Annotated in this window: 20 protein-coding genes and 1 pseudogene; 11 read left to right on the top strand and 10 right to left on the bottom strand. The window is 69.1% G+C overall.

Annotated elements, in window-relative coordinates:
• The first annotated feature begins 11 nt into the window (after positions 1 to 11).
• A complete protein-coding gene (locus ACWGIS_RS02550) occupies positions 12 to 431 on the top strand; it encodes a hypothetical protein (RefSeq protein ID WP_453360584.1) in 420 nt (139 codons plus the stop codon).
• On the opposite strand, the gene ACWGIS_RS02555 is transcribed toward ACWGIS_RS02550, so the two are convergent.
• Positions 428 to 1,348: a LysR family transcriptional regulator gene (locus ACWGIS_RS02555; protein ID WP_453360585.1), complete on the bottom strand. Its 921-nt coding sequence runs from the start codon at positions 1,346 to 1,348 to the stop codon at positions 428 to 430. The two genes, ACWGIS_RS02550 and ACWGIS_RS02555, sit on opposite strands and share 4 nt — an antisense overlap.
• A 92-nt stretch (positions 1,349 to 1,440) precedes the next feature.
• On the opposite strand from ACWGIS_RS02555, the gene ACWGIS_RS02560 reads away from it, so the two are divergent.
• From ACWGIS_RS02560 to ACWGIS_RS02585, 6 genes are all read left to right on the top strand, one after another.
• Complete coding sequence (locus tag ACWGIS_RS02560; RefSeq protein ID WP_453360586.1) at positions 1,441 to 2,400, top strand: EamA family transporter; 960 nt, start codon at positions 1,441 to 1,443, stop codon at positions 2,398 to 2,400.
• Positions 2,401 to 2,544: 144 nt separating this feature from the next.
• Positions 2,545 to 3,129: an NADPH-dependent FMN reductase gene (locus tag ACWGIS_RS02565; RefSeq protein ID WP_453360587.1), complete on the top strand. Its 585-nt coding sequence runs from the start codon at positions 2,545 to 2,547 to the stop codon at positions 3,127 to 3,129.
• A complete protein-coding gene (locus tag ACWGIS_RS02570) occupies positions 3,126 to 4,598 on the top strand; it encodes a DHA2 family efflux MFS transporter permease subunit (protein WP_453360588.1) in 1,473 nt (490 codons plus the stop codon). Before ACWGIS_RS02565 ends, ACWGIS_RS02570 begins: the two co-directional genes overlap by 4 nt.
• Positions 4,595 to 5,005, top strand: a complete 411-nt coding sequence (locus ACWGIS_RS02575) for a MerR family transcriptional regulator (RefSeq protein ID WP_453360589.1) — start codon at positions 4,595 to 4,597, stop codon at positions 5,003 to 5,005. The genes ACWGIS_RS02570 and ACWGIS_RS02575 overlap by 4 nt, the downstream gene beginning before the upstream one ends.
• Positions 5,006 to 5,260: 255 nt before the next feature.
• A complete protein-coding gene (locus ACWGIS_RS02580; protein WP_453360590.1) occupies positions 5,261 to 5,893 on the top strand; it encodes a GNAT family N-acetyltransferase in 633 nt (210 codons plus the stop codon).
• A 405-nt stretch (positions 5,894 to 6,298) separates the two neighbouring features.
• Complete coding sequence (locus ACWGIS_RS02585; RefSeq protein WP_453360591.1) at positions 6,299 to 6,883, top strand: dihydrofolate reductase family protein; 585 nt, start codon at positions 6,299 to 6,301, stop codon at positions 6,881 to 6,883.
• 179 nt (positions 6,884 to 7,062) lie between these two features.
• Here ACWGIS_RS02585 and ACWGIS_RS02590 read toward each other — a convergent pair whose 3' ends face one another.
• The gene (locus tag ACWGIS_RS02590; RefSeq protein WP_453360592.1) at positions 7,063 to 7,296 is read right to left on the bottom strand and encodes a hypothetical protein; all 234 of its coding nucleotides are present in this window, start codon (positions 7,294 to 7,296) and stop codon (positions 7,063 to 7,065) included.
• A 496-nt stretch (positions 7,297 to 7,792) separates the two neighbouring features.
• Here ACWGIS_RS02590 and ACWGIS_RS02595 point away from each other — a divergent pair, with 496 nt between their 5' ends.
• Positions 7,793 to 8,527, top strand: a complete 735-nt coding sequence (locus ACWGIS_RS02595; RefSeq protein ID WP_453360682.1) for a D-Ala-D-Ala carboxypeptidase family metallohydrolase — start codon at positions 7,793 to 7,795, stop codon at positions 8,525 to 8,527.
• Between the two features lie 351 nt (positions 8,528 to 8,878).
• Positions 8,879 to 9,877 (top strand): YdcF family protein, encoded by a 999-nt coding sequence (locus ACWGIS_RS02600; protein WP_453360593.1) that lies wholly within the window; start codon positions 8,879 to 8,881, stop codon positions 9,875 to 9,877.
• A gap of 424 nt (positions 9,878 to 10,301) precedes the next feature.
• On the opposite strand, the gene ACWGIS_RS02605 is transcribed toward ACWGIS_RS02600, so the two are convergent.
• The 5 genes and pseudogenes from ACWGIS_RS02605 to ACWGIS_RS02625 form a co-directional block, all read right to left on the bottom strand.
• Positions 10,302 to 11,309: a glycosyl hydrolase gene (locus ACWGIS_RS02605; RefSeq protein WP_453360594.1), complete on the bottom strand. Its 1,008-nt coding sequence runs from the start codon at positions 11,307 to 11,309 to the stop codon at positions 10,302 to 10,304.
• Positions 11,310 to 11,715: 406 nt separating this feature from the next.
• A pseudogene (locus ACWGIS_RS02610) lies at positions 11,716 to 12,256 on the bottom strand (AAA family ATPase).
• Positions 12,257 to 12,258: 2 nt separating this feature from the next.
• On the bottom strand, positions 12,259 to 13,482 hold the full coding sequence (locus tag ACWGIS_RS02615) for an NUDIX domain-containing protein (protein WP_453360595.1): 1,224 nt from the start codon (positions 13,480 to 13,482) through the stop codon (positions 12,259 to 12,261).
• A 76-nt stretch (positions 13,483 to 13,558) separates the two neighbouring features.
• Positions 13,559 to 15,502 (bottom strand): ATP-binding cassette domain-containing protein, encoded by a 1,944-nt coding sequence (locus tag ACWGIS_RS02620; RefSeq protein ID WP_453360596.1) that lies wholly within the window; start codon positions 15,500 to 15,502, stop codon positions 13,559 to 13,561.
• A complete protein-coding gene (locus ACWGIS_RS02625) occupies positions 15,499 to 16,389 on the bottom strand; it encodes a phosphotransferase (protein ID WP_453360597.1) in 891 nt (296 codons plus the stop codon). Before ACWGIS_RS02625 ends, ACWGIS_RS02620 begins: the two co-directional genes overlap by 4 nt.
• A gap of 808 nt (positions 16,390 to 17,197) precedes the next feature.
• On the opposite strand from ACWGIS_RS02625, the gene ACWGIS_RS02630 reads away from it, so the two are divergent.
• Positions 17,198 to 17,929 carry an NUDIX hydrolase gene (locus ACWGIS_RS02630; RefSeq protein WP_453360598.1) on the top strand — a complete coding sequence of 244 codons (732 nt, stop codon included), beginning with the start codon at positions 17,198 to 17,200 and terminating at the stop codon, positions 17,927 to 17,929.
• Between the two features lie 10 nt (positions 17,930 to 17,939).
• On the opposite strand, the gene ACWGIS_RS02635 is transcribed toward ACWGIS_RS02630, so the two are convergent.
• Both ACWGIS_RS02635 and ACWGIS_RS02640 read right to left on the bottom strand, forming a co-directional pair.
• Positions 17,940 to 18,389 carry a hypothetical protein gene (locus ACWGIS_RS02635; RefSeq protein ID WP_453360599.1) on the bottom strand — a complete coding sequence of 150 codons (450 nt, stop codon included), beginning with the start codon at positions 18,387 to 18,389 and terminating at the stop codon, positions 17,940 to 17,942.
• Positions 18,390 to 18,556: 167 nt separating this feature from the next.
• The gene (locus ACWGIS_RS02640; RefSeq protein WP_453360600.1) at positions 18,557 to 20,104 is read right to left on the bottom strand and encodes a ricin-type beta-trefoil lectin domain protein; all 1,548 of its coding nucleotides are present in this window, start codon (positions 20,102 to 20,104) and stop codon (positions 18,557 to 18,559) included.
• A gap of 1,039 nt (positions 20,105 to 21,143) precedes the next feature.
• Between ACWGIS_RS02640 and ACWGIS_RS02645 the strand changes: the two genes are divergently transcribed.
• Complete coding sequence (locus ACWGIS_RS02645) at positions 21,144 to 21,326, top strand: hypothetical protein (protein ID WP_453360601.1); 183 nt, start codon at positions 21,144 to 21,146, stop codon at positions 21,324 to 21,326.
• A gap of 508 nt (positions 21,327 to 21,834) precedes the next feature.
• On the opposite strand, the gene ACWGIS_RS02650 is transcribed toward ACWGIS_RS02645, so the two are convergent.
• Positions 21,835 to 22,371 carry a YcxB family protein gene (locus ACWGIS_RS02650; RefSeq protein ID WP_453360602.1) on the bottom strand — a complete coding sequence of 179 codons (537 nt, stop codon included), beginning with the start codon at positions 22,369 to 22,371 and terminating at the stop codon, positions 21,835 to 21,837.
• Between the last annotated feature and the right edge of the window lie 65 nt (positions 22,372 to 22,436).

Below are 22,436 nucleotides of genomic sequence, written 5' to 3' on the forward strand. Positions count from 1 at the left end.
GGGACTGTGACATGGCCACTGAGGTGACGGCGACGACGACGGCGACGAGGACCCCCGTGCGGCGGGGTTTCTCGTTCCTGCGGATCGCGATCGCTCTGCAGACTCTGACCATTTTCCTGCAGGCGGTTTCGGCCGGGCTGCTGCTGACCTCGTCGGTGGGTGAGACGCTGCATGGTGTCGGCGCCCGTGTGATGTACGGGGCGTCGATGCTGTACGTGCTGGCCGCGGTGCTGGCGTGGAAGCCGGGCGGCGGCCCGGCACGGCCCATCGTGCACGCGTCGGTCTTCCTCGTGCTCGCCTCGGTGCAGGTCGTGCTTGGCATCGCACACGTCCCCTCGGTCCATCTTCCCCTGGGCGTGCTGATGTTCGGCCTGAGCGTGCTGGCGCTGAGTGCGGCGCTCAGGCCGGCAACCGGGGCTCGTAGGCGCTAACTCCCGTGATGGACCGTCGCCACCTTGGGCCAGTGCTCCCGCAGCACGCGTACCGTTTCCGCGATCGCCGGCCGGCGGGCCGCGCCTGTTCGCCACAGGGCGTACAGCCGGCGCACCGGCATCGGGTCAAGCGGGACCTCGACGACGCCCGAGGGCAGGGGGCCGCGGCCGAGGCGGGGGATGAGGGCGACGCCGAGGCCGGCGGCGACCAGGGCGAGGAGGGTCGGGTTCTCCTCGGCCTGGTGGACGATGTCCGGCTCGTGCCCGGCGCCGCGCAGGGTGCGCACAAGCCAGTCGTGGCAGACGCGGCCCGGCGGCTGGCAGATCCACCGCTCGCCGCCCAGCTCCTCCCGCCGTACGCCGCTGCGCCCCGCGAGCGGATGCCCGGCGGGGACCAGCAGATCGCACAGGTCATCGCCGATCACCGCCTGCTCGACCCCCGCGGGGGCGGGCAGCGGGGCGATGTCCCAGTCGTGGGCGACGGCGAGGTCCACGGCGCCCTTGGCGACGAGGTCCACCGACAGGTGCGGGTCGATTTCGGTGAGACGGGCGTCCAGGACGGGGTGGTGGTGGGCGAGGTCGGCGAGGACGGAGGGCAGCAGGCCGCGGGCGGCGGACGCGAACGCGGCCACGCTCAGTCTCCCCGCCGGCACGCCCCGGCGCTCCTCCAGCTCGGTCTCCGCCCGCTCCACGATCGCCAGCAACTCGCCAGCGACGCGCACGAGTTGATGGGCGTCGTCGGTCAGGCGGACCCCGCGGCCCTCGCGTTCGAGCAGGACCGTCCTGGTCTCCCGTTCCAGCTTGGCGATCTGCTGGGAGACGGCCGAGGGCGTGTACCCGAGCGCGGTGGCGGCCGCCCCGACGGTGCCGTGGACGGCGACGGCGTGCAGAGCGCGGAGCCGCTGGAGATCGAGCACGGATCCCCCACCTCTCTCAGTAGCATTGCTACATCCAACCGTGCAGCAATCATCGCTGGTGCTTCACGGTCACGGCAGGTGATCCTCGACTCATGAGACCAGCCCACCTCCTCCTCGCCGTGCTCGTCGCCGCCCTGTGGGGTGTGAACTTCACCGTCATCGAGATCGGCCTCGGCCACTTCCCGCCCCTCCTCTTCTCTGCCCTGCGCTTCTTGGTGGCGGCCCTGCCGGCGGTGTTCTTCGTCGGCCGTCCAAAGGTGGCGTGGAAGTGGATCGTGGCGGTGGGACTCGTGCTCGGGGTGGCCAAGTTCGGGCTGCTCTTCGTCGGTATGGACGCCGGGATGCCGGCCGGATTGTCCTCCCTGGTCCTGCAGATCCAGTCGGTGTTCACGGCCGGTATCGCCTTCGCGTTCCTGGGCGAACGCCCCACCCGGGTACGCCTGCTGGGCATGGTGGTGGCTCTCGCGGGCATCGGCGTGGCCGCGGTGGACGAGGGTGCTTCGGGACCGCTCGGCGCCTTCGCGCTGGTCGTCGCGGCGGCGGCCTGCTGGGGCGCCTCCAACGTCCTCACCCGCAAGGCGTCCGTACCCGACCCCCTGAACTTCATGGTCTGGGTCAGCACCGTCCCCGTTCTGCCCCTGCTCGCGCTTTCCCTCCTGACCGAGGGCCCGTCCAGGGATCTGGCCGCACTGCGCGCACTCGACTGGCAGGGCGCCGGCACGGTCGTCTACGTCGCCTGGATCACGACGGTCTTCGGCTTCGGCGCCTGGGGCTGGCTGCTGCACCGCCACCCGGCGTCCACGGTGGCTCCCTTCTCGCTCCTCGTCCCGGTGTTCGGCATGACATCGGCGGCCGTCTTCCTCAACGAAGGTGTCAGCGGCCTGCGGTGGTGCGCGACGGCCCTGCTGGTGGGCGGGGTGGCCCTGACATCCCTGCCCTCGACGCGAGGACGCCAAAGCCCGCGGAGCAACACCCCGGCGAGCGCGGAGCCCTCCTCCGGCGGGCCCGCACCCGCCCAACTCGATCCCGCACCTGCCGACAGAGCCGGGTGATCGGCGCCCGCGCACGGCTGAAGCACCTGTCGGATCCGGCGACACGTCGGCGGGAGAAGGCTGAAGACCGGCAACGGGCCGCGCCGAAATTGGTCCTGTACGGCGCTTGAGTTCGCCCATAGGCGAATACCTAGCGTCGATGCCATGACGGATGAGAACCCCAATGGCCGGCTCCGGATCGCTGTGGTGATCGGGAGTGTGCGCAGGCCCAGATTGGCTGATCCTCTCGCCGCGTGGTTGGAGCGCGAGCTCACCGCGTCCACGTGGCTCGACCTCGACATGATCGACCTCGCCGCGGTCTCGCTGCCGATGCACGCGATGCAGCCGGGCGGGGCAGCCGCGTCCCCGATTGCCGCTCGGCTGGCGGACGCTGACGGGTTCGTGTTCCTGACACCGGAGTACAACCACAGCTTTCCGGCGCCGGTGAAGAACGCGATCGACTGGCACCTCACCGAGTGGGCGTACAAGCCGGTCGCGTTCGTCGGATACGGCGGTTCCGGCGGTATCAGGGCCATCGAACAACTGCGGCCGGTATTCCCGGAGCTGCGCGCCACCACCGTACGAGAGTCCGTACTGCTGCCGATGGCGTGGGAGCACCTCGACGCCGGCGGCCGCTTCGTTCCGCCATCGGCCACGGTGCAGGCGCTGCACGCGATGATGAACGAACTGCGCACGTGGGCACGGGCGTTGCGTTCCCTTCGGCTCACGGAACTGGCCGGTCGGCAGTGAACAAGCTGACCGGGCCGGAACTGCGCGCCGGGATCGTGCTGGCGCTCGGCGGACTGATGGCGGTGCTGGACGCCACGATCGTCGCGGTGGCGCTGCCTCGCCTGATGACGACGTTCGGTGCGTCGTTGACCTCCGTCCAATGGATCATCACCGCGTACACGCTCGCGATGGTCGCGACGATGCCGCTGGCTGCCGGTCTCGCCGCACGCTGGGGCGCCCGTCGCGTGTACCTGGGAGCGCTGGTCGGTTTCGCGGTCGCCTCCGGCGCCGCCGGGGCGTCCGGCAGTCTGGGCTGGCTGATCGCCGCGCGAGCGGCACAGGGTCTCAGCGGTGGCCTGATGATGCCTCTCGGGATGGCGATCGGGTTCGGTGTAGTCGCGCCCGAACGCCGCAGTCGGATGATGGCGATCACCGGCCTGCCGATGCTGATCGGACCGATCCTGGGCCCGGTACTCGGCGCGTTGCTCCTGGGCACCGGATCGTGGCGGCCGTTGTTCTTCATCACCGTGCCGCTGGCACTGCTGGGCTGTGCCGGCACGCTGGCCTGGCTCCCGGTCGACCCGCCGAACGGACGGCGGGTCCCGCTCGACCTGTTCGGAGCGATGCTGCTGGTTCCGGGCCTGGTCGCGGTGGCCTACGGCATCAGTGCCCAGGACGGCCCGGCAGCGGTGCGGATCACCACGGTTGCCATCGGCGCCGTGCTGGTCGCGGTGTTCTCGGCCCGGGCGCTGACCCATCCCGAACCGCTGTTGCGAATCGGCGTTCTGCGAAATCCGACGTTCGGCCGGGGCGCCGCGGTCCTCGCCCTGTATGCGGCTCCCTATTTCGGCACGTTCGTGCTGACGCCCGCCTATGTGCAGATCCTGCGCGCGGACAGCGCATCGGTCACGGCGGCGTTGATGATTCCCGGTGCGGTCGGCATGGGAATCAGTCTGCAGCTCGCCGCCCGGTGCATGGAACGGCTCGGGCCCCGGCTCGTCGTCGGCACCGGGCTCGGCGTCGCGATCGGCAGCGGCCTCGTCCAGGCGATCATCCTCCGGCCGGACACCCCCTACCTGATCCTCGGAGTGCTCGCACTCCTCCAAGGCGCGGGCACCGGCGCGATCATGATGCCCACGATGACCAGTGCCGGCCGCGATCTCAAGGGTCCCGAGCTGGGCTCGGCCTCCGCGCTCTTGTCCCTGGTGAACACGATCGCGAACGGTATGGGCACAGTAGCGGTCAGCGCGCTGTTCACCATGTTGACCGCCGCGATGACGGGTGGCGGGTCGCTCTCGGCTCTGGCCGGTGGAGGAGCGGAGGTCAGGGCCGCCGACGCGGCCACCATCGTGGATGCCCAGCGGCTGACCCACGTGGCAGCTCTTGTCGTGATGTCGCTCGCCCTGGTCGTGCGTCTGCGCTCCCCGCGGCGCGCCCCTGTGATACTGGACCGAGAGGATTCATCAGCCAACGTGGGGCATACGCCATGACCACCACCGAGCACCCCGGCCGCGAAGCGAGCCATGCCTCCCTCACGGTCGGCCAGGTGGCCAGGGCCGCGGGGGTGACGGCCAACGCCGTCCGGTTCTACGAGCGTTACGGCGTGATCAGGGGTTACCGGAACAGCGGCAACGCCCGCCGCTTCACCGTCGACGCCATCTGCCGCATCAAACTCGCACTCGCCGCACAGCGCGTGGGAATCACACTCAAGGAGAGTGCTGACATCCTCGCCGGTGTACCGCCCCTTTCACACGAGCTTGACCAGTGGGTTGCCGCGGGGGAAGAACTCGTCCGGATCGGCCGCGCCCGCATCAGCCAACTCCAAGCGACGGTCAACGAATTGGACACCCTCGAATTCCTGCGGTCGGACCCCGCAGAAGGCCAGCAACAGCCTTGAGCTGCCCGACATCACCCAGACCGTGCCGTCCGCGAGTCCCGCAGGGGCCGGCGAGAAGAAGCCGGCCAACGCCTCAATGCCAAGAACGGCGGCACCAGCCCCGGCGTACGGTGACCGACGCATCGTCCTTGGCTCGACTGTGACGACTGAGCGCACACCCCTGACAAATATCGTTCGACGCAAACGACTGCATCCGCGAGACTGCCCCCGAAGCCCTACCAGGGCGTTCGCACACTTCCGGAAGGACATCACCGGGTGAGTTTCTCCATGCAGGGGCCGGCCCTCGAAGGCGCGCTGGTACGCCTTGAGCCGCTCGAACACCGCCACGCGTCAGACCTGGCGGAGGCGGCGGAGGAGCACCGGGGAACCTACGCGTACACCTGGGTGCCGAGGAAGGGCGAGGTCGCCGACTACATCGACGCCCAACACGCCCGCGCGGCCACCGGCATGCTCGCCCCCTATGCCCAGGTGTCGCTGGCCACCGGCCGGGCGGTCGGCGCCACCGCCTACTTAGAACCGCGCTCCTGGCACTCCGACGACACGCTCGACGCCGTGGAGATCGGCTTCACCTGGCTGGCCCGTTCGGCCCAGGGCACGGGCATCAACGCCGAGGCCAAAATGCTGCTGTTCCGGCATGCCTTCGAGGTGTGGGGCGTGTCTCGCGTGGACCTGAAGACGGACGCCCGCAACAGCCGCTCCCGCGCAGCCATAGCCAGTGTCGGCGCCACCCTGGAGGGCGTCCTGCGCAACTGGTCCCGCTCCTGGGCACCGGGGGAGGAGGCCCGCCTCCGTGACTCGGCCATTTTCTCGATCACGGCGGACGAATGGCCCGAACGCAGGGAACAACTGGAGAAGCGGGTCGCGGGCTACCCGCAAGGCACGGCCTGACGCCCTCGCGTGAGGACGTGAAGGGGTGCCGGGCGAGCCTGGAAGAGACCGCAGATGGTCCCTGACATCCCCGGGCGCCGGGCGGGACGCCCTCCAGGCGGAGCACGTCGTCCAGGTGTGGCCGCGGACTTCCAGGCCGCCGGGTCCCACGGTGAGGATGTCGACGTTCTGACGTTCGCCGGCTACGCGTGGTCGGCGGCTCCCTGGAGGCGGTCTCGATCGGCTCATCAGCAGCAGTCGATCTGTGTGGTCATGTCTTCCGCCCGCGGGTGTCACGGCACGACCGGGGAAGCGGCGCCGCCGACTGCGGTGATCACCGCGGCGCTGGGACGGCAGCGATGAGTTCCACACCGCAGGCCGGTCTGTATCTCCGTAAGGCGCGCAAGCACACCCGAGGAGAGCCTCATGACCGTCACCTACACGTTCGACGTCTTCTCAAGCCTCGACGGCTTCGGTGCGGCCGGCGGGGACTGGACCGGTTACTGGGGCAAGCAGGGCCCCGAATTCCTTGACCACCGGCTCGCCCAGTACGAGGCGGAGCAGCGGATGGTTCTTGGGGCCAACACCTATCGGGCGTTCGCGCAGATGCTGGCCGCGAGCACCGAGGACTCCGATGTGCGCGACCCGTGGGTCACGCGGATGAGGCACCTGCCGGCCACGGTCGTGTCGAACACACTGGAGGGTCCCCTCGACTGGCCTGACGCCTCGCTCGTGCGCGGCGATGCCGTCGACGTCGTCGCAGGTCTCAAAGAGGAGTCCGAGGTCCCTCTGCGCTCGCACGGCAGCCTCTCGATGAACCGGGCGCTGATGGCGGCCGGCCTTGTCGACCGTGTCCAGGTGACGGTCTTCCCCGTGATCACCGGTCGGACGGGACTGGAACCGATCTTCCGGGGGGCGGCCGATTTCGACCTCGAGCTGATCGAGCACCACACGCTCGACGGCGGCATGCAGGAGCTGGTCTACCGCCCCACCCTGCATGCCGGGAAGTGATTGCAACCGACTCTTTGGTCACCGGGCACCGATGTTGACGATGAGAGGGTCTGCGTACCACCTGGAGATGGTCAGCCGTCACTAACCGTGGCCACTGCACGAAAGCAGGGCCAGTACCAAACTCGGTTCCCGGCACAGGAGATGTGACGCGGGCGGACGTCCGGCGACGCCCCCCGGGTCTAGTAGATGTCGTCGTCAGCGCGTTCATCCTCGGGGGTCCGTATGAGACGCCATACGCCGAAACCGACCCCAAGGGCCCCGCCGATGAGAGCTGCCGCCCGTGTCCACACGTCGCCGGCCGAGAGCGCCGCAACCAGCAAGCCGGCCAGCAGGGCTCCAACCATCAGATACATGACGACGATGAAGCCCGCAGCGAGGTATCGATTCCTCAGCGGCGTCATGCCACCGTCCATCTTTACCCTCCCGCATCGATGTCGATGTCCGCAGCGCACAGGTCCGCATAGGTCCGACTATGGGAAGCGTTCATCTGCGTGAGGCGTGTGCGGTTTGACGGCACTGCTGCATGACGTCCGTCCGCCCCCTTCGGCTGGTCCCGTTCTCGTGTGCCCCTGAACGTTTGTGACAATCCGGTCTGGAGAGCGGACGGCATCGGCGGCGCCGTTAAGCCGTGCTTTCGCATCCTCCGCGCTGACCGGGTCGTGGCCAGCAGTCAGGCCATAGGCGCCTGCCTTGAGAGCCGCATTTTGGCCCAGCTGCGCACCCCCGAAGCGGTCGACCGGGTCCTCTGGGCCGCCATCGACCTGAACGCCCTGCTGCTGCCGCTGGTCCGTCAAGTGAAGCTCGCCGCCTGGCAGAAGCGCACTGTTGACGCGCGTAGTACTTGGGCTCAGGCTGGGGGTCGACGGCCGTCACGAGAGCGGTGGCCGCACCGACGACCCGGAGGTCCAGATGTTGAGACGGTTCGGACGCCTTTTCGCCGTTATTGTCATGCTCGCGTCAGGCGTGACGGTCGGTGTGGGCGCCACCGCGGGCACCGCACACGCCGACGAGTGTTACACCTGGAGTCGCACCCTTTCCCAGGGCGCCTCCGGCAGCGACGTCACCCAGTTGCAGATCCGGGTCGCGGGCTGGGTGACGTCCGGGGAGCGTCTCTCCTACGACGGCCAGTACGGCGCCCGTACGGTCGCCGCCGTGCGCACGTTCCAGTCCAAGTACGGCCTCGCCGCCGACGGGGTCGCGGGGCCGGCGACCTTCAGCAAGCTCTACGCGCTGCAGGACGCGGACTGCACGCCGATCCACTTCTCCTACGCCGAACTCAACCGCTGCAACTCCGACTGGTCGGGCGGTGCCGTCGCAGCGGCCACCGCCAAGGCGAACGCGCTGAAGACCATGTGGAAACTGGAGGCGATGCGTCACGCTCTCGGGGACGTCCCGCTCACCGTCTCCAGTGGCTTCCGCTCCTACGCCTGCAACAGCGCCGTCGGCGGCTCGTCCACCAGCCGCCACCTGTACGGCGACGCCGCCGATCTGACCGGCTCGCCCTCCCTCTGCCGCCTCGCCCAGCAGGCCCGCACGCACGGCTTCTCGGAGATCCTCGGCCCGGGCTACCCCGATCACAACGACCACACCCATGTCGCACTCGACCCCTCCCCGTACTGGTCCGCGCCTACCTGCGGCATCTGAGCCGCGTCGTCGGTGCCGGCGGACGCAGTGCCCGTGAACGAGGCATCTCGGGGACTGCGTCCGCCGACGGCCACACAACCGCCTCGCGGTGCCCTTGCTGATCACCGCAGCTCACGAACCGCGCTGTCCACGTCCCGGTCGGGCAGTACCACCGGCGGCACGACAGGCCGGCCGCGACGAACGCACCACCGGTCGCCCGGGTTCGGCGCACTACGGCGGGTCTGGGAAGATGGCCGCCGGCCGTCCGTAGCGGGTTCCCGTAGTGCACGGGTCCGGAAACGCGCGGGCGGCGCGAGAACGGGCGGGTACGGGCAGTGGCCCGGCGGGCGGGAGAGCGGAGCGGTGCGGCACATGCCGGAGTACCCGGAGTACCTCGCCGCGGTCGTGTTCGCCGCGGGTGGCGTCGTCAACGCTCTGCTGGCACCGCACCGGTTCTCCACCGCCGTCCTGTTCTGCCTGGCGGCAACCTCCGCCGGACTTGGTGTGGGCGCTCGCAGTGCGCCAGCCCACCCGGCCATCGCCACCGTCCTCTCCGTCGCTGCCCTGTTCCTGGCGCTCGCGCTGGGCCTGCTGCTGCTGGCTGACGGCGTCCTCCTGGTCCGGCGCTACGGACCGCAGGCAGCCCTGCTGGCAACGGGGGGCGCCGGCTGCGCGCTGCTGACGGTGCTCGGCCTCGACGTGGTCTTCCACGTGGTCGGCGGCCAGGCGCTCGGTGCCTTCGTGGTCGCGGTCAACGCGGCCGCGGGATACCTCACTCTGCTCTTCCTCGTTTTCGCCGGCTACGTGTTCCTGCGGGGCCGCGGCACCCCCCTGCCGGGAACCACCCATGTCGTCGTCCTGGGCGCCGGGCTCCACGGCGACCGGCCCGGACCGCTGCTGACCCGCCGACTGGAGCGCGCTCTCGCGATCGACGCCGCCCGCGCCCCGGACGCGCCTCAGGTGGTGTTCGTCGTCTCGGGCGGCCAAGGCAACGACGAGATCCGCTCCGAGGCGGACGCGATGGCCGACTATCTGCGCGGACGCGGAGTTCCCGCCGACCGGATCGCGCGGGAGGACCGCTCCGTCAACACAGGGCAGAACCTCCGCTTCAGCGCGGCCCTCGTGGACGGCACCAGTCCCGGCCACCGCGCCACGGTGGTAACGAGCGGCTTCCACGTCTACCGCACAACCTTGCTGGCCCGCCGCGTCGGCGTGCCCGTGCACGTCGTGGGCGCGCCGACCTCGCCCGCCTACTGGCTGGCCGCGACACTGCGCGAATTCGCCGCCGTCCTGTGGCTGGACCGCCTCCCCCTGATCGGACTCAGCCTGCTGCTGGCTGTGCCCGTGGCGACGGCGGTCTTCGTGCACTGAAACGCCGGCCGCACACCGCGCAAGAGGTCCTCACCAAGGCGTAGGACGTGGGCGGTTGGTGATCAGACATATGGCGCGGCCGAGGAATGCTTCGTGGATGCCGTGCACCTTCAATGGGCGGAGCCGGCCGGTACGTCGATCGGGCGATGGTGTTTCCGCTCGACTCTCTTACGCCGGTTCCGGCCGCCACCCGGGGGCCGCCCGAGTACACCGAGATGCTGGCCAGGTGCACGAGACGGACAAGTCCAGACGGGTCCGCCGCATCGCCTTCCTGGCCGTGTGCAGGGCCGGGCACTGTTGGCAACGCTCATGACCAACACAGGTAACGAGTATGAGCCCGCGGACAGTGCCGGGCACGCGCCCTCTTCCGCGACGGGTCCTGCTCGGGCTGCGTGATCGGCTCCGACACGCAGCCCGGTTGCCTCTATGAAAGGGTGATCTCACCCTGGTTGAGAACCCGGGGATGGAAGTACGTCGCCTGGATCTCGGCGTTGGTGTTGTTGCCGCGCAGTTGCTCCGACCACATCATGAACCATGCCCACTGGGGCTGGCTGTCCAGGAGGGACCCGGTGGGCATTTTGCCCATCTCCGCTATGGCTATGGGTTTTGTCCCGGCGATGTTCCTGATCTGTTGGTAGTCAGCGGAACTCGGGTAATTCTTGTACCAGACGTCCAGGGATACGACGTCCACGTACCCACTGCCCGGGTAGTAATTGCTCCAGCCGCCGGCCGGATTGTCCTGGACGTTCCAGACCCAGATCAGATTGTCCAGGCCCTTGGTCCCGGAAAGGTATTCTCGCGTGATTTGGTAGAGGCGAGAGCTGCCGTTGGCGCCGGACCGGTTGCCCCACCAGTTCCAGGACTCATTCAGCTCGTGCAGCGGACGGAACAGGACGGGGATGCCCGCGTTTTTCAGTTGCTGCAGATAGGGGGCGGCCTCGTCCAGGCGCCGCTTCCACGCGGTGTTCAGCGCAGTTCCGTTGGTGACGATCTGCGAGAACTGCGCATCGGTGATGTGCGACTTCACGCCACCTTCGAAGGCACAGGTGCTGCCGCCGGTCGGCGGGCAGACATGCCAGGTCAAGGCGACGAGGGAGCCGTTTGCCCACTCGGTTTTCGCCTGATCGATCACGCGCTGGCGGTTCGCCACGTCCGAAGCGTTGAACATCAGGTCCCCGCCCCATAGCCCCGGATACTGGCCGGTGACATCCTTCACCTGCTGCGTGTACTGCCCCGGCGACGTGGCGGGCTCCTTGTTGTGCTGCCCGGAAACGGTGTGATTTCCGGAAATGGATCGCAGGTAGGTCAGGACATTCTGCCTAGGAGTGGCGGGAAAGGCCTGCGCAGACTCCGCGGACGGCGAAACGAACACTGCCGCAATGACGACCCCTACGGTCAGTGCCGAAACAAGGCCGTGCCTGATTCCTCTCATGGCATCCCAGCTTCCATATCTCGTGGAACGGATTGCTTGCCGCCATGAAGGTGCCCTTCTTTGCGGTGCCCGTCAATGGGTGGCGCTGCATTACGCAACCACCCGTCGGCAATTTTTACTAAACGTTTTGTAAAAATCGACGGGCTGCCGTCCAATTGCCCGCCATGTGCGTTTCATCCGACAGCAGCACGGAAGCACTCTTCGCCGCTTCCGGCAGTGGAGCCCCGGCGTCTGCAAGCCCTCGGAGGCGCACAAACTCGTAGGCGTCACCGGGCAGTACCGATGCCCCTTGCGCAACCGTGGCGGCGATGGTCAATGACACCGTTCCCCCGGCTGAGGCGTGTGCGCGTTCATCGACGATCCCTGGCTGTGCCTCGCACGCCAGGAGGGCAGCCGACACGAGGGGTCAAAGGTCTCGCGGAGGGAGACGGTCAAGGCCCGTGTCCCGCATGACATGGTCGACCGTTTCGTTCAACGAGCTGTCCGCAGGGGATCACGGTCTCCACCTCACCTGAGAGCAGATCGCGTTCGCGATACCAGTCCCTGAGTTCCAGCTCGGTGATGTGCGCGAGGTCCCCCGCATCTTGCTTCGTTGCATGCCGAACAAGCGTCTCAGGGAACGGGACATCCAGGTAGTAGTGGCGGGAGATGCCACGGTGGTCACCGGCGAGGGTCTCCAACATTTCCCCGTAGCGATCGGCGTACAGGATCCCCTCGACAACCACGTGGTATCCGGCATCAAGGGCGTAGCGGGCAACCGTGTCGATCAGCCCGATGTTGGAAGCACCGGGCCGGTCCCGCTCGCGCAGAACGATCCGCCGGAGGTTGTCCTGCCCCACGAGGGCGAGACCGCGACCGAACCGGTCGCGAAGGCCGGCTGCCACCGAGGACTTCCCCGACGCTGAGTTTCCCCGGATGACCACGAGTCGGCTCTCTCCGCTTCCCACGTTCACCGTGACTCACCGCCCTTGGCGCCGAGCGACTCGGTACAGCAGTCGGACGCCGATCTGGCAGAGCCGGCGAACGGGTAGAAGGTGGCCACCGGGTGGTCGATCGCGAGTTCTGGCCGCCAGGCGGTAAGGCACTGGGCGCTGGCGATGAAGAGACCATCCGGAAGCCGGTCGACAGGGTGCCAGCGCCAGTCGCCCACGCTCTCGTTCGGTTGCGTCGCCGGATCACCTTCCCACTGGGTCACGACCGCGGGCACCGTCGTGCGTACGACGGTGTCGACCTGGTCCACGAGCACGCCGAGCAGGACGACGTCCTCCTCCCGGGCACGGCAGCCAGTCTCTTCGTAGAGCTCGCGGACGACCGCGTGTTCCAGGGATTCGCCGGGCTCCACGGTCCCGCCCGGGAGCTCGGTGGTTCCGAGGCGGTGGACTCCCAGCAGGAGTCCGCGGGGTCCGTGCAGGATCGCGCCGACCCCAAGCGCGGCGTTGGGCTTTGGCGGGCGGGTCGTGCGCGGCCGACTGCCGGCGGAGGTGCGGCGGTGCGCGCGGTAGAGGCGGACGGAGACCGGATCGTCGTCCTCGGGGGCGTCGAGCGCGTCGATCCCGTCGATGAGAAGGCCGTTGTCCACGCAGAGGTCCTCCCACAGCTTCGGGGTGAGCACCCACATCTCGACGCTCTGGTCCTGGCCGTCTGTGAGTGGCAGGATCTCCGCGCGCGGCGTGACGCTCGAAGAAGGCCCGTGGTCGCGGGAGTTGGTGTGCAAGACGGAGAAGGTGAGGCGCCCGCCGGGCCTCAGGGCCGGCCGGAGGGCGGGCAGCAGGCGATGGGGGTCGATGTAGCCGAAGCCGTTGATGGAGTAGATCACGTCGTAGGGCTCGGCCCGGTGCAGGTGGTCCACGGCGTCGGCGTGGATGAGGGTGAGTCCCGGGAGGTCGCCGTAGCGGGCGCGTGCGCGTGCGTGCTGGCTGGCGGATGCTTCGACGGCGTCGACCGTGGCTCCGTGCTGTCGTACCAGGTGGGCGGCGTGTTTGCCCAGGCCGGAGCACAGGTCCAGGACGCGCAGGCCGGTCAGGTCGCCGAGGACTTCGGCGCCGGGGCCGGTCGGCCAGAATCCCCAGGAGATGCGGTCGACTTCCGGGATGTCGGTGCCTCGTCGCAGATGGTGGGTGCCGTACGTGGTCCAGGCACGGGCGTTGACGGCTTCGGGCTCGGTTCTGTCCATGGCGCTCCTTGGCGTCGGGGGAGTGGCGGGGCCGCGCCGGCTGCACGGCCCCGCGTGGTCTACTGGGGGCCGCGGATCAGCGGTCCTGGGCGAGGGCGTACAGCTCGCCGAGCAAACTCCCCTCGGTAGCGAGGAGTTCGTCGAAGGAGCCTTGCTCCCGGACGGTCCCCTGGTCGAGGACGATCACTCGGTCGGCCATCCGCACGTTGTCGAGGCGGTGGGTGACCACCACGGTGATCCGGTCCGAGGCCATGGCCCGCAGCTCCCTGAAGATCTGGTGCTCTCCTCGGGCGTCCATCTCACTGGTCGGCTCGTCCAGGACGAGCACGGCCGGCTCCCTGTACATCGCTCGCGCGCAGGCCAGCCTCTGCCACTGCCCTCCGGACAACTCGTGGCCGCCCCACACCGACCGGGCGAGCAGCGTCTCCAGTTCCTTGGTGAGATCACGCAGGGTCTTGGTCATGCCGACCCGTTCGGCCGCGTCCCAGATCCGTTCGTCGCCGTGCTCGCGTTGCTGGCCCAGGGTGATGTTCTCCCGGGCGGCCAGCGGCCAGTGCCCGTTCTTCTGCGGTACCAGGCCCACGTGCCGCCACACCGACTCCGCGTCGGCGCCGGCCAGGTCGGTGCTGTCCCACAGGACCTTGCCCTCGGTCGGGACGGTCAGTCCGGTGATCATGCGGATCAGCGTGGACTTGCCGGCGCCGTTCTCCCCGACGAGGGCGACGACTTCGCCGCGGTTCAGGGTGAGGGTGATCGGCTGGACTGCCGCGGCCTCCTTGCTCGGATAGGTGTAGGAGGCGCCTTCCAGACGGATCTGCTGCGGGGGGTTGGCCCGTGCGGTGCCGCGGGCTGTGGTCATGGCGCGGACCTCGTCGATGAACTCGTAGTAGTCGAAGAGGTAGAGCCCGTGGTGGAACATGACCGTCGAGTAGCGGATGATCGAGTTCAGGGCGCGGCCGGCGGTCTGGGAGGCGACGACTGCGGTGCCTGCGAGCGCGGTCGTCATGGCCCCGGCGAGGACCAGGCCGGCGAGCGAGGCCCACATGCCGAGGGTGAACAGGCCGCCGAGGGAGGCGGCCAGCAGCGTGATGCGCAGATACGGGCGCGCCCCGGCGACCTCCCTCAACTCGACCCGGTCACACATGGACCGGTACCAAAAGTGCAGGTAGCCGCGCATGGTGTTGGCCCGCAGCTCGTCGGCGAGGTCGGCCGTCGTCAGCCACCAGCGCATCATGCCGCGGACGTTGCGGGCGGAGATGGTCTGGTCGTGGACGCGGTAGTCGACCCGGGCGGCGATCATGCCGCCGAGGCCGCGGGGGACGACGGACAGCAGCAACACTCCGAGCAGCAGCGGGTGCAAGGTGGTGAGTACCACGGCCGCTGAGGCGAGTTGGACGAGGCCGTTGGTGAGGGTCTTGGCGTCGTCGGCGAGGTCGACGGCGCGCAGTGCGCCGATCTCCGCCGCCTGGCTCCGGTCGCCGAACCCCTCCGCGTCGTAGGCGGCGAGTTCGGCCCGCATGTGGAGGTCCACGAGTTGCAGGTCCGCGGCGGAGGCGATCTGCGGATTCAGCCGCCGGGTCGCCCAGTCCGCGAGGATCCACATGGACGAGCCGGCCGCCATCGCGACGACGGCGACGGTCAGCGCCGGCCACGCATGGGCCAGGCCCTGGCGGGGGTCGTCGACCATCAGCTGCGGCAGGGCCTTCGCGACGGCGGTGAGCATCACGGCCGTGCCGAGGCCGGACAGCAGCTGGCATACGACGATCGTCAGGGCCATGCGCCGGTCGACGCTCCAGGCCAGGCGGGCCGTCTGGATCAGGGCCGCCGGGATGCGGCGGGCCATGTCCAACAAGGTGGCGTCGTCCATCGCCCGCCGGTGTTTGCGCCCGTTGTAGTCGAGTTCCGGGGGCGCCGAAGGCTGTGGGGGGCCCGTCCGCGCGGCCGGGAGGGACGCCGTCTCGCCGCTGACGTCTGCCGCGTCGGCGGACGGGGAGTCGGTCCGGTGGTGCGGTGCGGTCATGCGAACACCCCCGCCATCAGCCGGTCCAGGGTGCGCCGTCCGCGTGCGGTGAGGTGGGGGTCGTCGAGCCTCGGTCCCCAGACCAGGCAGCTCACCGCGTCGATCGCCGCCAGGCAAGTCAAGGCGTGCCGCTCTTCGACGGCGAGGTTGCGGCCGTAGCCCTGAAGGCACGCGGCGCGCAGGTCGGGCCGATCGGTCCAGGTGGAGCAGGCCATCAGCACGAAGTCCTGCACGGCGGTCGCGGCCCGGGAGCGCTCGAAGTCGATCCAGCCGGCTTGCTGTCGGGCGGTCGACCACATGAGGTTGCGGTCCCACGCGTCGCCGTGGATGTACGCGAGAGGCAGCGGCGGCAGGGCCCGCAGCTCCTCCGCCAACCGGCGCACGAGCTTCTGCTCCGGCGCGGTCAGCCGGTCCCCGGCCGCCGCCAGGTGCCCCTCGGCGCCGTCGGCCGCGGCCTGCAGAGATTGCGCTGCCTCGGCCCGTCGAGGACCGGACAGATCACCGGCCGCGTGGAGGCGAGCCAGCAGTGCGCCACCGTGCCGGTGCGCGCGTGCTTCCTCCACGGGCGAGAGCGCCAGCTGCTTGAGCGGCCGTCCTGCGACGGCGGTCAGCAGCAGTGCCAGACCCTGCGCGTTCGAGGCGCGCAGCTGCGGCGCACCGCCGGCGCCAAGGGCCGGTGCGGCACTTCGGAGCGCGAGCGTCTCGCGCTCGTACATCACGGCCTTGGGGGAGATTTTCAGGTAGTAGCGGCGCGCCCTGGGCAGGTCGAGCCGCCAGACGCGGGAGTTCTCGCGCGGATGGCCGACGTCCTTGACGGCGGGACGGGCGCCGAGTGCCCGGCCGGCCCACGCGAGCAGGGCCGGGGGCGGAGTGGTCGGGTTGGTCATGCCCCCCACCCCGATGACGGTCGTGATGCCGCGGCGAACAGGACGCGGCGGGCATCGACGAGCCGCCGGTGCGCCAGGACCTCGGCGGCCGCAGCAGGAGGGTTCTCAAGAGCAGGGTGAAGGGTGACCAAGCGGACGGGATTCACGGTTTCTCCTTGGTTGCGGAAACGGGTGGAGCACCTGGCAACGGACCTGACCCCAGGGCCGCTACGGGCAGCCGCGGGCGACGAGGCGAGTGAGGGTTCGACACCGGGACGCGGACGGCAAGAGCCGTCTGCATGGGCGACTCCTCTCGCTTCGTTCGATTCACACGTACGGGAAGGCGGCGGGACGGCCGCCCGGGCGGCACATTGCATGACGCGTCGACAGCACCCGCTTCCTTCGGTGTGGTGTGGCTGTGCTCTGCGGACGGAACCCTCGCCCACACCCCTGACAATCCGCGGCTACCAGCACTGTGATCCGGTCATCCCGAGCCCGCCCTGCCGTCAGCCGGCACCCGCGAAACGGAACGCTCTGAACTGGGGTGATGGCGGGAGAAAGGATTCTTGAACTCTCCGGGCCGGCCCGGAATCAGGCGCCCGCGAGAGTGGCTCGATCTGGTTCGCGGCCGGGTGAGCACTCGGAGCGTCACGCCCCTGGACGCCCGCCACGGCGGCTAGCATCGGCACCTTCGACGCGGCCGGCACACGCCCGGGCGGTGTTCTCGCGATCCGTGCCCGCGCCCGCAGATCGGCCGCTACGTTCGAACGCGCCGTCCCCCGCTGCGTCCTTGTGGAGCTGCGCCGCGCACGAGGTCACGAGGAGAGCCATGACCCTTCCCGCCCCGCACCTCCAGGACGTCGTCACCGGCTACCTGCGCGGGCACCCAGACGAACAGTCGCTGCTCCAGCCACTCCAGGACCGTCTCGCCGCCGGCGCCAACGTGAGCGACAGGCGGGACTTCGACGGCCACGTCACCGCCTCCGGCGTCGTCATCAACGACGCCGACGACGTCCTGCTCATCCACCACCTCGCCTCCGGACGCTGGATACAGCCCGGCGGCCACCCTGAGGACTCGGACCGCACGCTCGAACAGACGGTCCGGCGAGAGGTCGCCGAAGAGACCGGCGTCACCGAGCTGGAAGCGTTCGGCGACGGCACGCCCGTGCACATCGACATCCACACGATCGCGCCCCGGCCGGACAAGAACGAGCCCGCCCACGTGCACTACGACGTCCGTTACCTGTTCCGCGTCCGCGGGTCGGTCGGCCTGACTCTGCAGGCCGAAGAGGTCGGTGCGGTGCTCGGACACCTGAACGTCCAGACCACTCGCGGCTACGACGCGGTGTTCGACGAAGGTGGAATCCGCCACTACCAGGAACACCTGGAGCACCGGCGCCAAATCCGTCCCACCGACGAATACCGAGACGTCACCGCTGACGAGTGGTCCGAGTTCGAGGAGCACTTCGACCGCCGCAAGGTCGAACTCGGCTCCTGCGGACGCCCTCTACGGCACCCCCCCGCCAGCACGAACACGCCTGCTTCTCACAACTTTTGGTAGCGGGTGCTGATTACGTCTCGTCGGGGCCGGTGGCGGCGTTCAGCGCGCGTAGGGCGTCATCGTATTGGCATCGGTCGAACTGGAACGGACCGAATGCCGTGTACTCGCGGGTCTTGCGATGGGGTTGCTCGAAGGAGTCCCAGGTCACGAGGTCGGCTGTCGCGGTGATGCGGGCCAAGAGGGGCCAGCATCCCCATTCCCCGCATTCACAACCGAGAACGGGTGTCTTCGGCCCCATCGCGTTGGTGGACCGTCCAAGGAAGTGATCCTGCATCGGGCCGAACCGGAAGAACTCCGGGATCAAACCGCCGTAGGCGTCGCCTGCGGGCTGCATCCCGGCCGCGATCTCGAACCCATCGATCAGCTCGGTGAGTGGTGCTCCGTCGATGCGGGGGACGATCACGACCGGGCCGCCGTCGCCACGCTGGCGGCAGTCGAACCGGATGTCATTGCTGGTCATCCAGTGATTGTGCCAGCGAAGCCGTTCCCTCCACCTGGGAAAATTGAGCCCGACGGATCAGGACGTACGCACGCGGCCTATCTCGACCTCGCCGTCTCGTCACCACCCCACCGCGCTGCCCAGCACGATGCCCGTGGGATGGACGTAGACGAAGCGGGTCGCAACGATCACGTGTCGCCTGCCTGCCAGCGCTGACTCGGACCGTCGTGGAAGGGAACCAGCGACAGTCCGTCGTCGCCGTCCGGGGTGACGGCTGTCTCATGGGCCACGGCCGGCCGGATGGCGCCGTCCCCGTCGACAGTGAACCTCAGGTTGTCGCCGTGCTCGCCGTGCAGCGAGGAGCACGGCCAGATGCCCACGCCCCGGTCGGTCGAACCGCGGCTGTCCAGGCACAGATCCCCGTCGGCTGCCGATCGAAGGGATGTGCTGTCGACATCGACGCGCCAGCGCTGAGTGCGAGAACCGGTGCAGGGAGCCGTCGTGACGTCCGTGCCCTTGGCCAGTTCACCGTTCCGGATGTCCAGACACAGGCCGGAGGCAACGTTCACCACCTGCGCGTAGGTGCTGCCCGGCGGCCGGAACGTGACGGTCGGGGACGGTTGCGGGACCGCCGACCTCGACGGCGCAGGTCTATGGCTGGGACGGGCGGAGGTCGCCGCGGGCGAGGTCGGGGACGTGGGTGTCGCGGTGACGGACACCGTGACCGCGGGCAACGTCGACGGCGGGGCCGGTGCTGCGCCCTGGTCCGTGGACGGTGCGCCACCCGAGAACAGCAGCAGAAGCAGCACGGGCACCAGAGCTACACCGAGCACAGCCGCCGAGCGCAGCACGAAGCGACGGGAGGGCCAGGAAACCGTCAATTGTTCTGGGCCATACGAGACTTGGGGCGCAAGGGTCTCAAGGCTTGACACATCCTGAGCGACGTACTGGGCGCCCGCCCAGGGCAGCAACCCATCGGCCAGGGCGGACCGCGGACCGTCGCGCAGGGCGGTCACTTCCGCGTAGGCGGCCGAGCAGTGGGCGCAACGCGCCATGTGGGTGTTCAGGTCGGTGCTGAAGCGAGGGTTGTCCGGCCGTACCGACTCCTCAATCAGTCGGCGGAAATCTCCGCAGCGCGGGTCGTCCGATTCGGCCAGCCGGTGCTTCAGACAAGCCCGGCTCAGGGACTGAAGCGCCTGGTCCGTGCCGTACGTGACTTCCTCCCTGGTCAGGCCGAGCAGGACAGCTGTGCGTTCCGCGGGCTCGCGCTCCACGGCCGCGTACCAGATGAGGCCCTGGGCCCGAGTCGGAAGAGTGTGGAAGGCGGGCAGCAGAGACGGCACGGGGGTGGCGTGGCCCGTGGTGCTCAGTACGAGGAGCAGACCCGGGTTGAGGCCGGCTGCCCGCTGGTCCCGCACCCACGAGGTGGCCACCTGGCCGGCCAGCAGCAGGAGTTGGTGCCGCCAGGGAACCTTCGGGTCGATGCCACGTGCCGTCTCGCGAGCCGCGAGGGTGAAGGTCTGAGCGGCAAGCTGGGAGGCTGCCGACTCGCTGGTGGTGCACAGCCGGGCGTAGGCGAGGACCGAGGCGCCGTGGCGTCCACGAAGCGCTTTGAGAGCCGTGTACGCGGTGGGAGGGTCGCCGCGCAGCAGCTCCGTCAGTTGGGCATCGGGCGGGTCGTCGATCGGTCCGCCGCCCTCCGTCGGCACGTCACTGCCGCCCGGGTCGTGCTGCATCAGGTTGATCCGCCTTCCCCTGCGCCCGGTACGTGCGCTTTCTCCTGACGTACCAGCCAGTTTGTGGCGCCCATTGTGGCTGGATCGGTCTTGTGGGGAAAGGGTGTCGGGCGACGAATTGCCGAAAGGGCTGCGCCTACTTGCCCACGTGCACGACCAAGGCGCCGCCGACGGCGATGACATCGATGAGTTCGGCGGCGATCGGCGGGGGAACGCACTCGATTCACACCTTGCCGAGGCTGTTCTCGCCGAGTCTGCTCCGGCGTCGCATCCTGCGGTGATTGGGCCGGGCAGGCAAGAGGGTGGCCCTCTAGGAGTTCCTCGATGCGTCCGGGCACCCTGGATCGCCTGTGGGGCGCCGGCGCCTTCAGCGAAGTACGGCGCCCGGTCCCGGCAGATGACCTCGACACCTGGCGGTTCGGCAAACCGTGCGCAGTGCGTTGCGGGGCAACGCGCACGATCTCGACGTTCACGTCCACCGACAGCACCCGAGTGTCCGCGATCCATGGGAACAGCGACTCCTTCAGCCGGAGGGCGACCTCTCCCACGGCCTCGAACCGTCTGCCCAATCACTTTGCCCACCGGCCGTTGGGGAACTCCCCGAACGGCCCGGAGCAGCAGCCGTCACTCAGCCTGGCAGCACTACGGAAGTTGAGCCAGAGCCCAATCGGGGAGCGAGGCCCGTTGACCTCGCGTGCGGTGGAGAAGGTGGCCGTGTAGATCCATCCCCGTTGCGCTTGCAGCAGGCACACGTCTCGGCGGCCGCCCGGATGAACCCGCTTGCCACAGAGTCCCGGCGGCGACGAGACAAGGGCAGGCTGGCAGTCACCGCAGGTTCCCGATCAGCCCTCGGACGGCCACGCCTACTGACCCCACGGAGAGGAGTCTGTCCGCGAGCGGTTCCCCGATCAAGCGCGGCGTGGGACTCCTCGTGGCCCAGCCAATTGAGGTCTTCCTGAGGTGCAAGTGGCACGTGGCAGGTGATACTGCTGATCAGGGAGCCAGAAGACGGCTCCATCAAAGGGAACGGGGTGGGGACATGGCAGTCATCGCCATGGTCATCGTTTTCGCGGTTGCGATCGGTCTGTGCCTGATCGCGCTGCGCCGCAGAGGCCCGGGCGAGCTCGGCGCCCTTGAGCGCGGGGCGGCTCAGCAGGAATTCGCACGCGGGCTGGCCTTGACGAGCACACCCGGCCAGGCCATGGGCATCAGCGGGTCCTGAGTCTTCAACGGGCCTTGGAGGCCGGCGGCAGTCTGTCCGGGGCCGGCCTCATCGGGTACCCGGCAGGCGATGGTCGTGACCGAGACCGTCATCGCGATCACCCGCTTCTCGCCGCGAGATCGACTGACCGGCGGCCGCCCCACGCTTCTGTGCGGCGTCAGCTGTCCCAGCAGTCATCAGCAGGACCGCAGTTGGGGCGCGGCCGCCCCTCAGGTGGCGTCGTGAGGGTCAGGCGCTGTCCAGCCAACTGGCGAACCTCGTTCGCCGGTCCCTGGCGTCCGAGACGGGCAGGCGCCGGCACGGCGACCGGGGGACGTGGTGGGGAACGGGCGCCGGATCTTTTGGGGCCGACCTGGTGGGCGGTGCCGACGGCTGCGGAGCATGCTCGTGGTGATCTGGCAGCCCATCTGGTTCCCGTTCCGTCTCCACTTCGGCTGCTGAGGCTTACAGATGGGGAGGCTGTGCGTTCTGGCGCCTTGCGGGCCGCTGCAGGGCCTTGAACCTGTGGTCAGAGCCTGCGAATGTGCCGCTCCAGCAGAGTGCGGATGCCGTCCACGCCCGCCGGCGCCTGCACGCCGCGTTTGGGCAGCACGGTCAGGCACGAGACGTTCTTGTCACCGCTGAGCAGGACGAACGTGTCGGAGGTTTCGGCGTAGTGCGGTGCGGCGGTCCAGTTCAGCTGGCTGGAGCCGCCCGAGTTGCTGACGGTGACACCGGAGTCGTCGACCCTGGCGCGGTAGACCCCGTGTCGGGAGGCGATTCTGTGGAACTGGCGGGCCGTGAGCCAGGGCTGCAGCACGAACAGCATCAGGACGAGCAGGCCGGCGAGGACCATCGACCCGGTGTCGGGGGCCTCACCCTGTGCCAGCGGCACCGCTGACACCCCGGCAAGCGTGGCCACGCCGATCAGAGCCAGGCGTTGCGTCCGCTGGGCAGGGCCCGAGGCCTTGGCCCGCGCTTTGAGCGCCTGTCTCATGTCCTCGCGCGTCACCTCGTACTCCAGCTCGACGTGTTCCCCCACCGTGGTCTCCGCACGGTCCTCCATTAGCCCTCCCCTTGAACGTGTTCATGATCGAATTAGTGGAGGATAGCCTGCGATCAGGTTGGCGA

Source organism: Streptomyces sp. NPDC054842 (assembly GCF_053611025.1).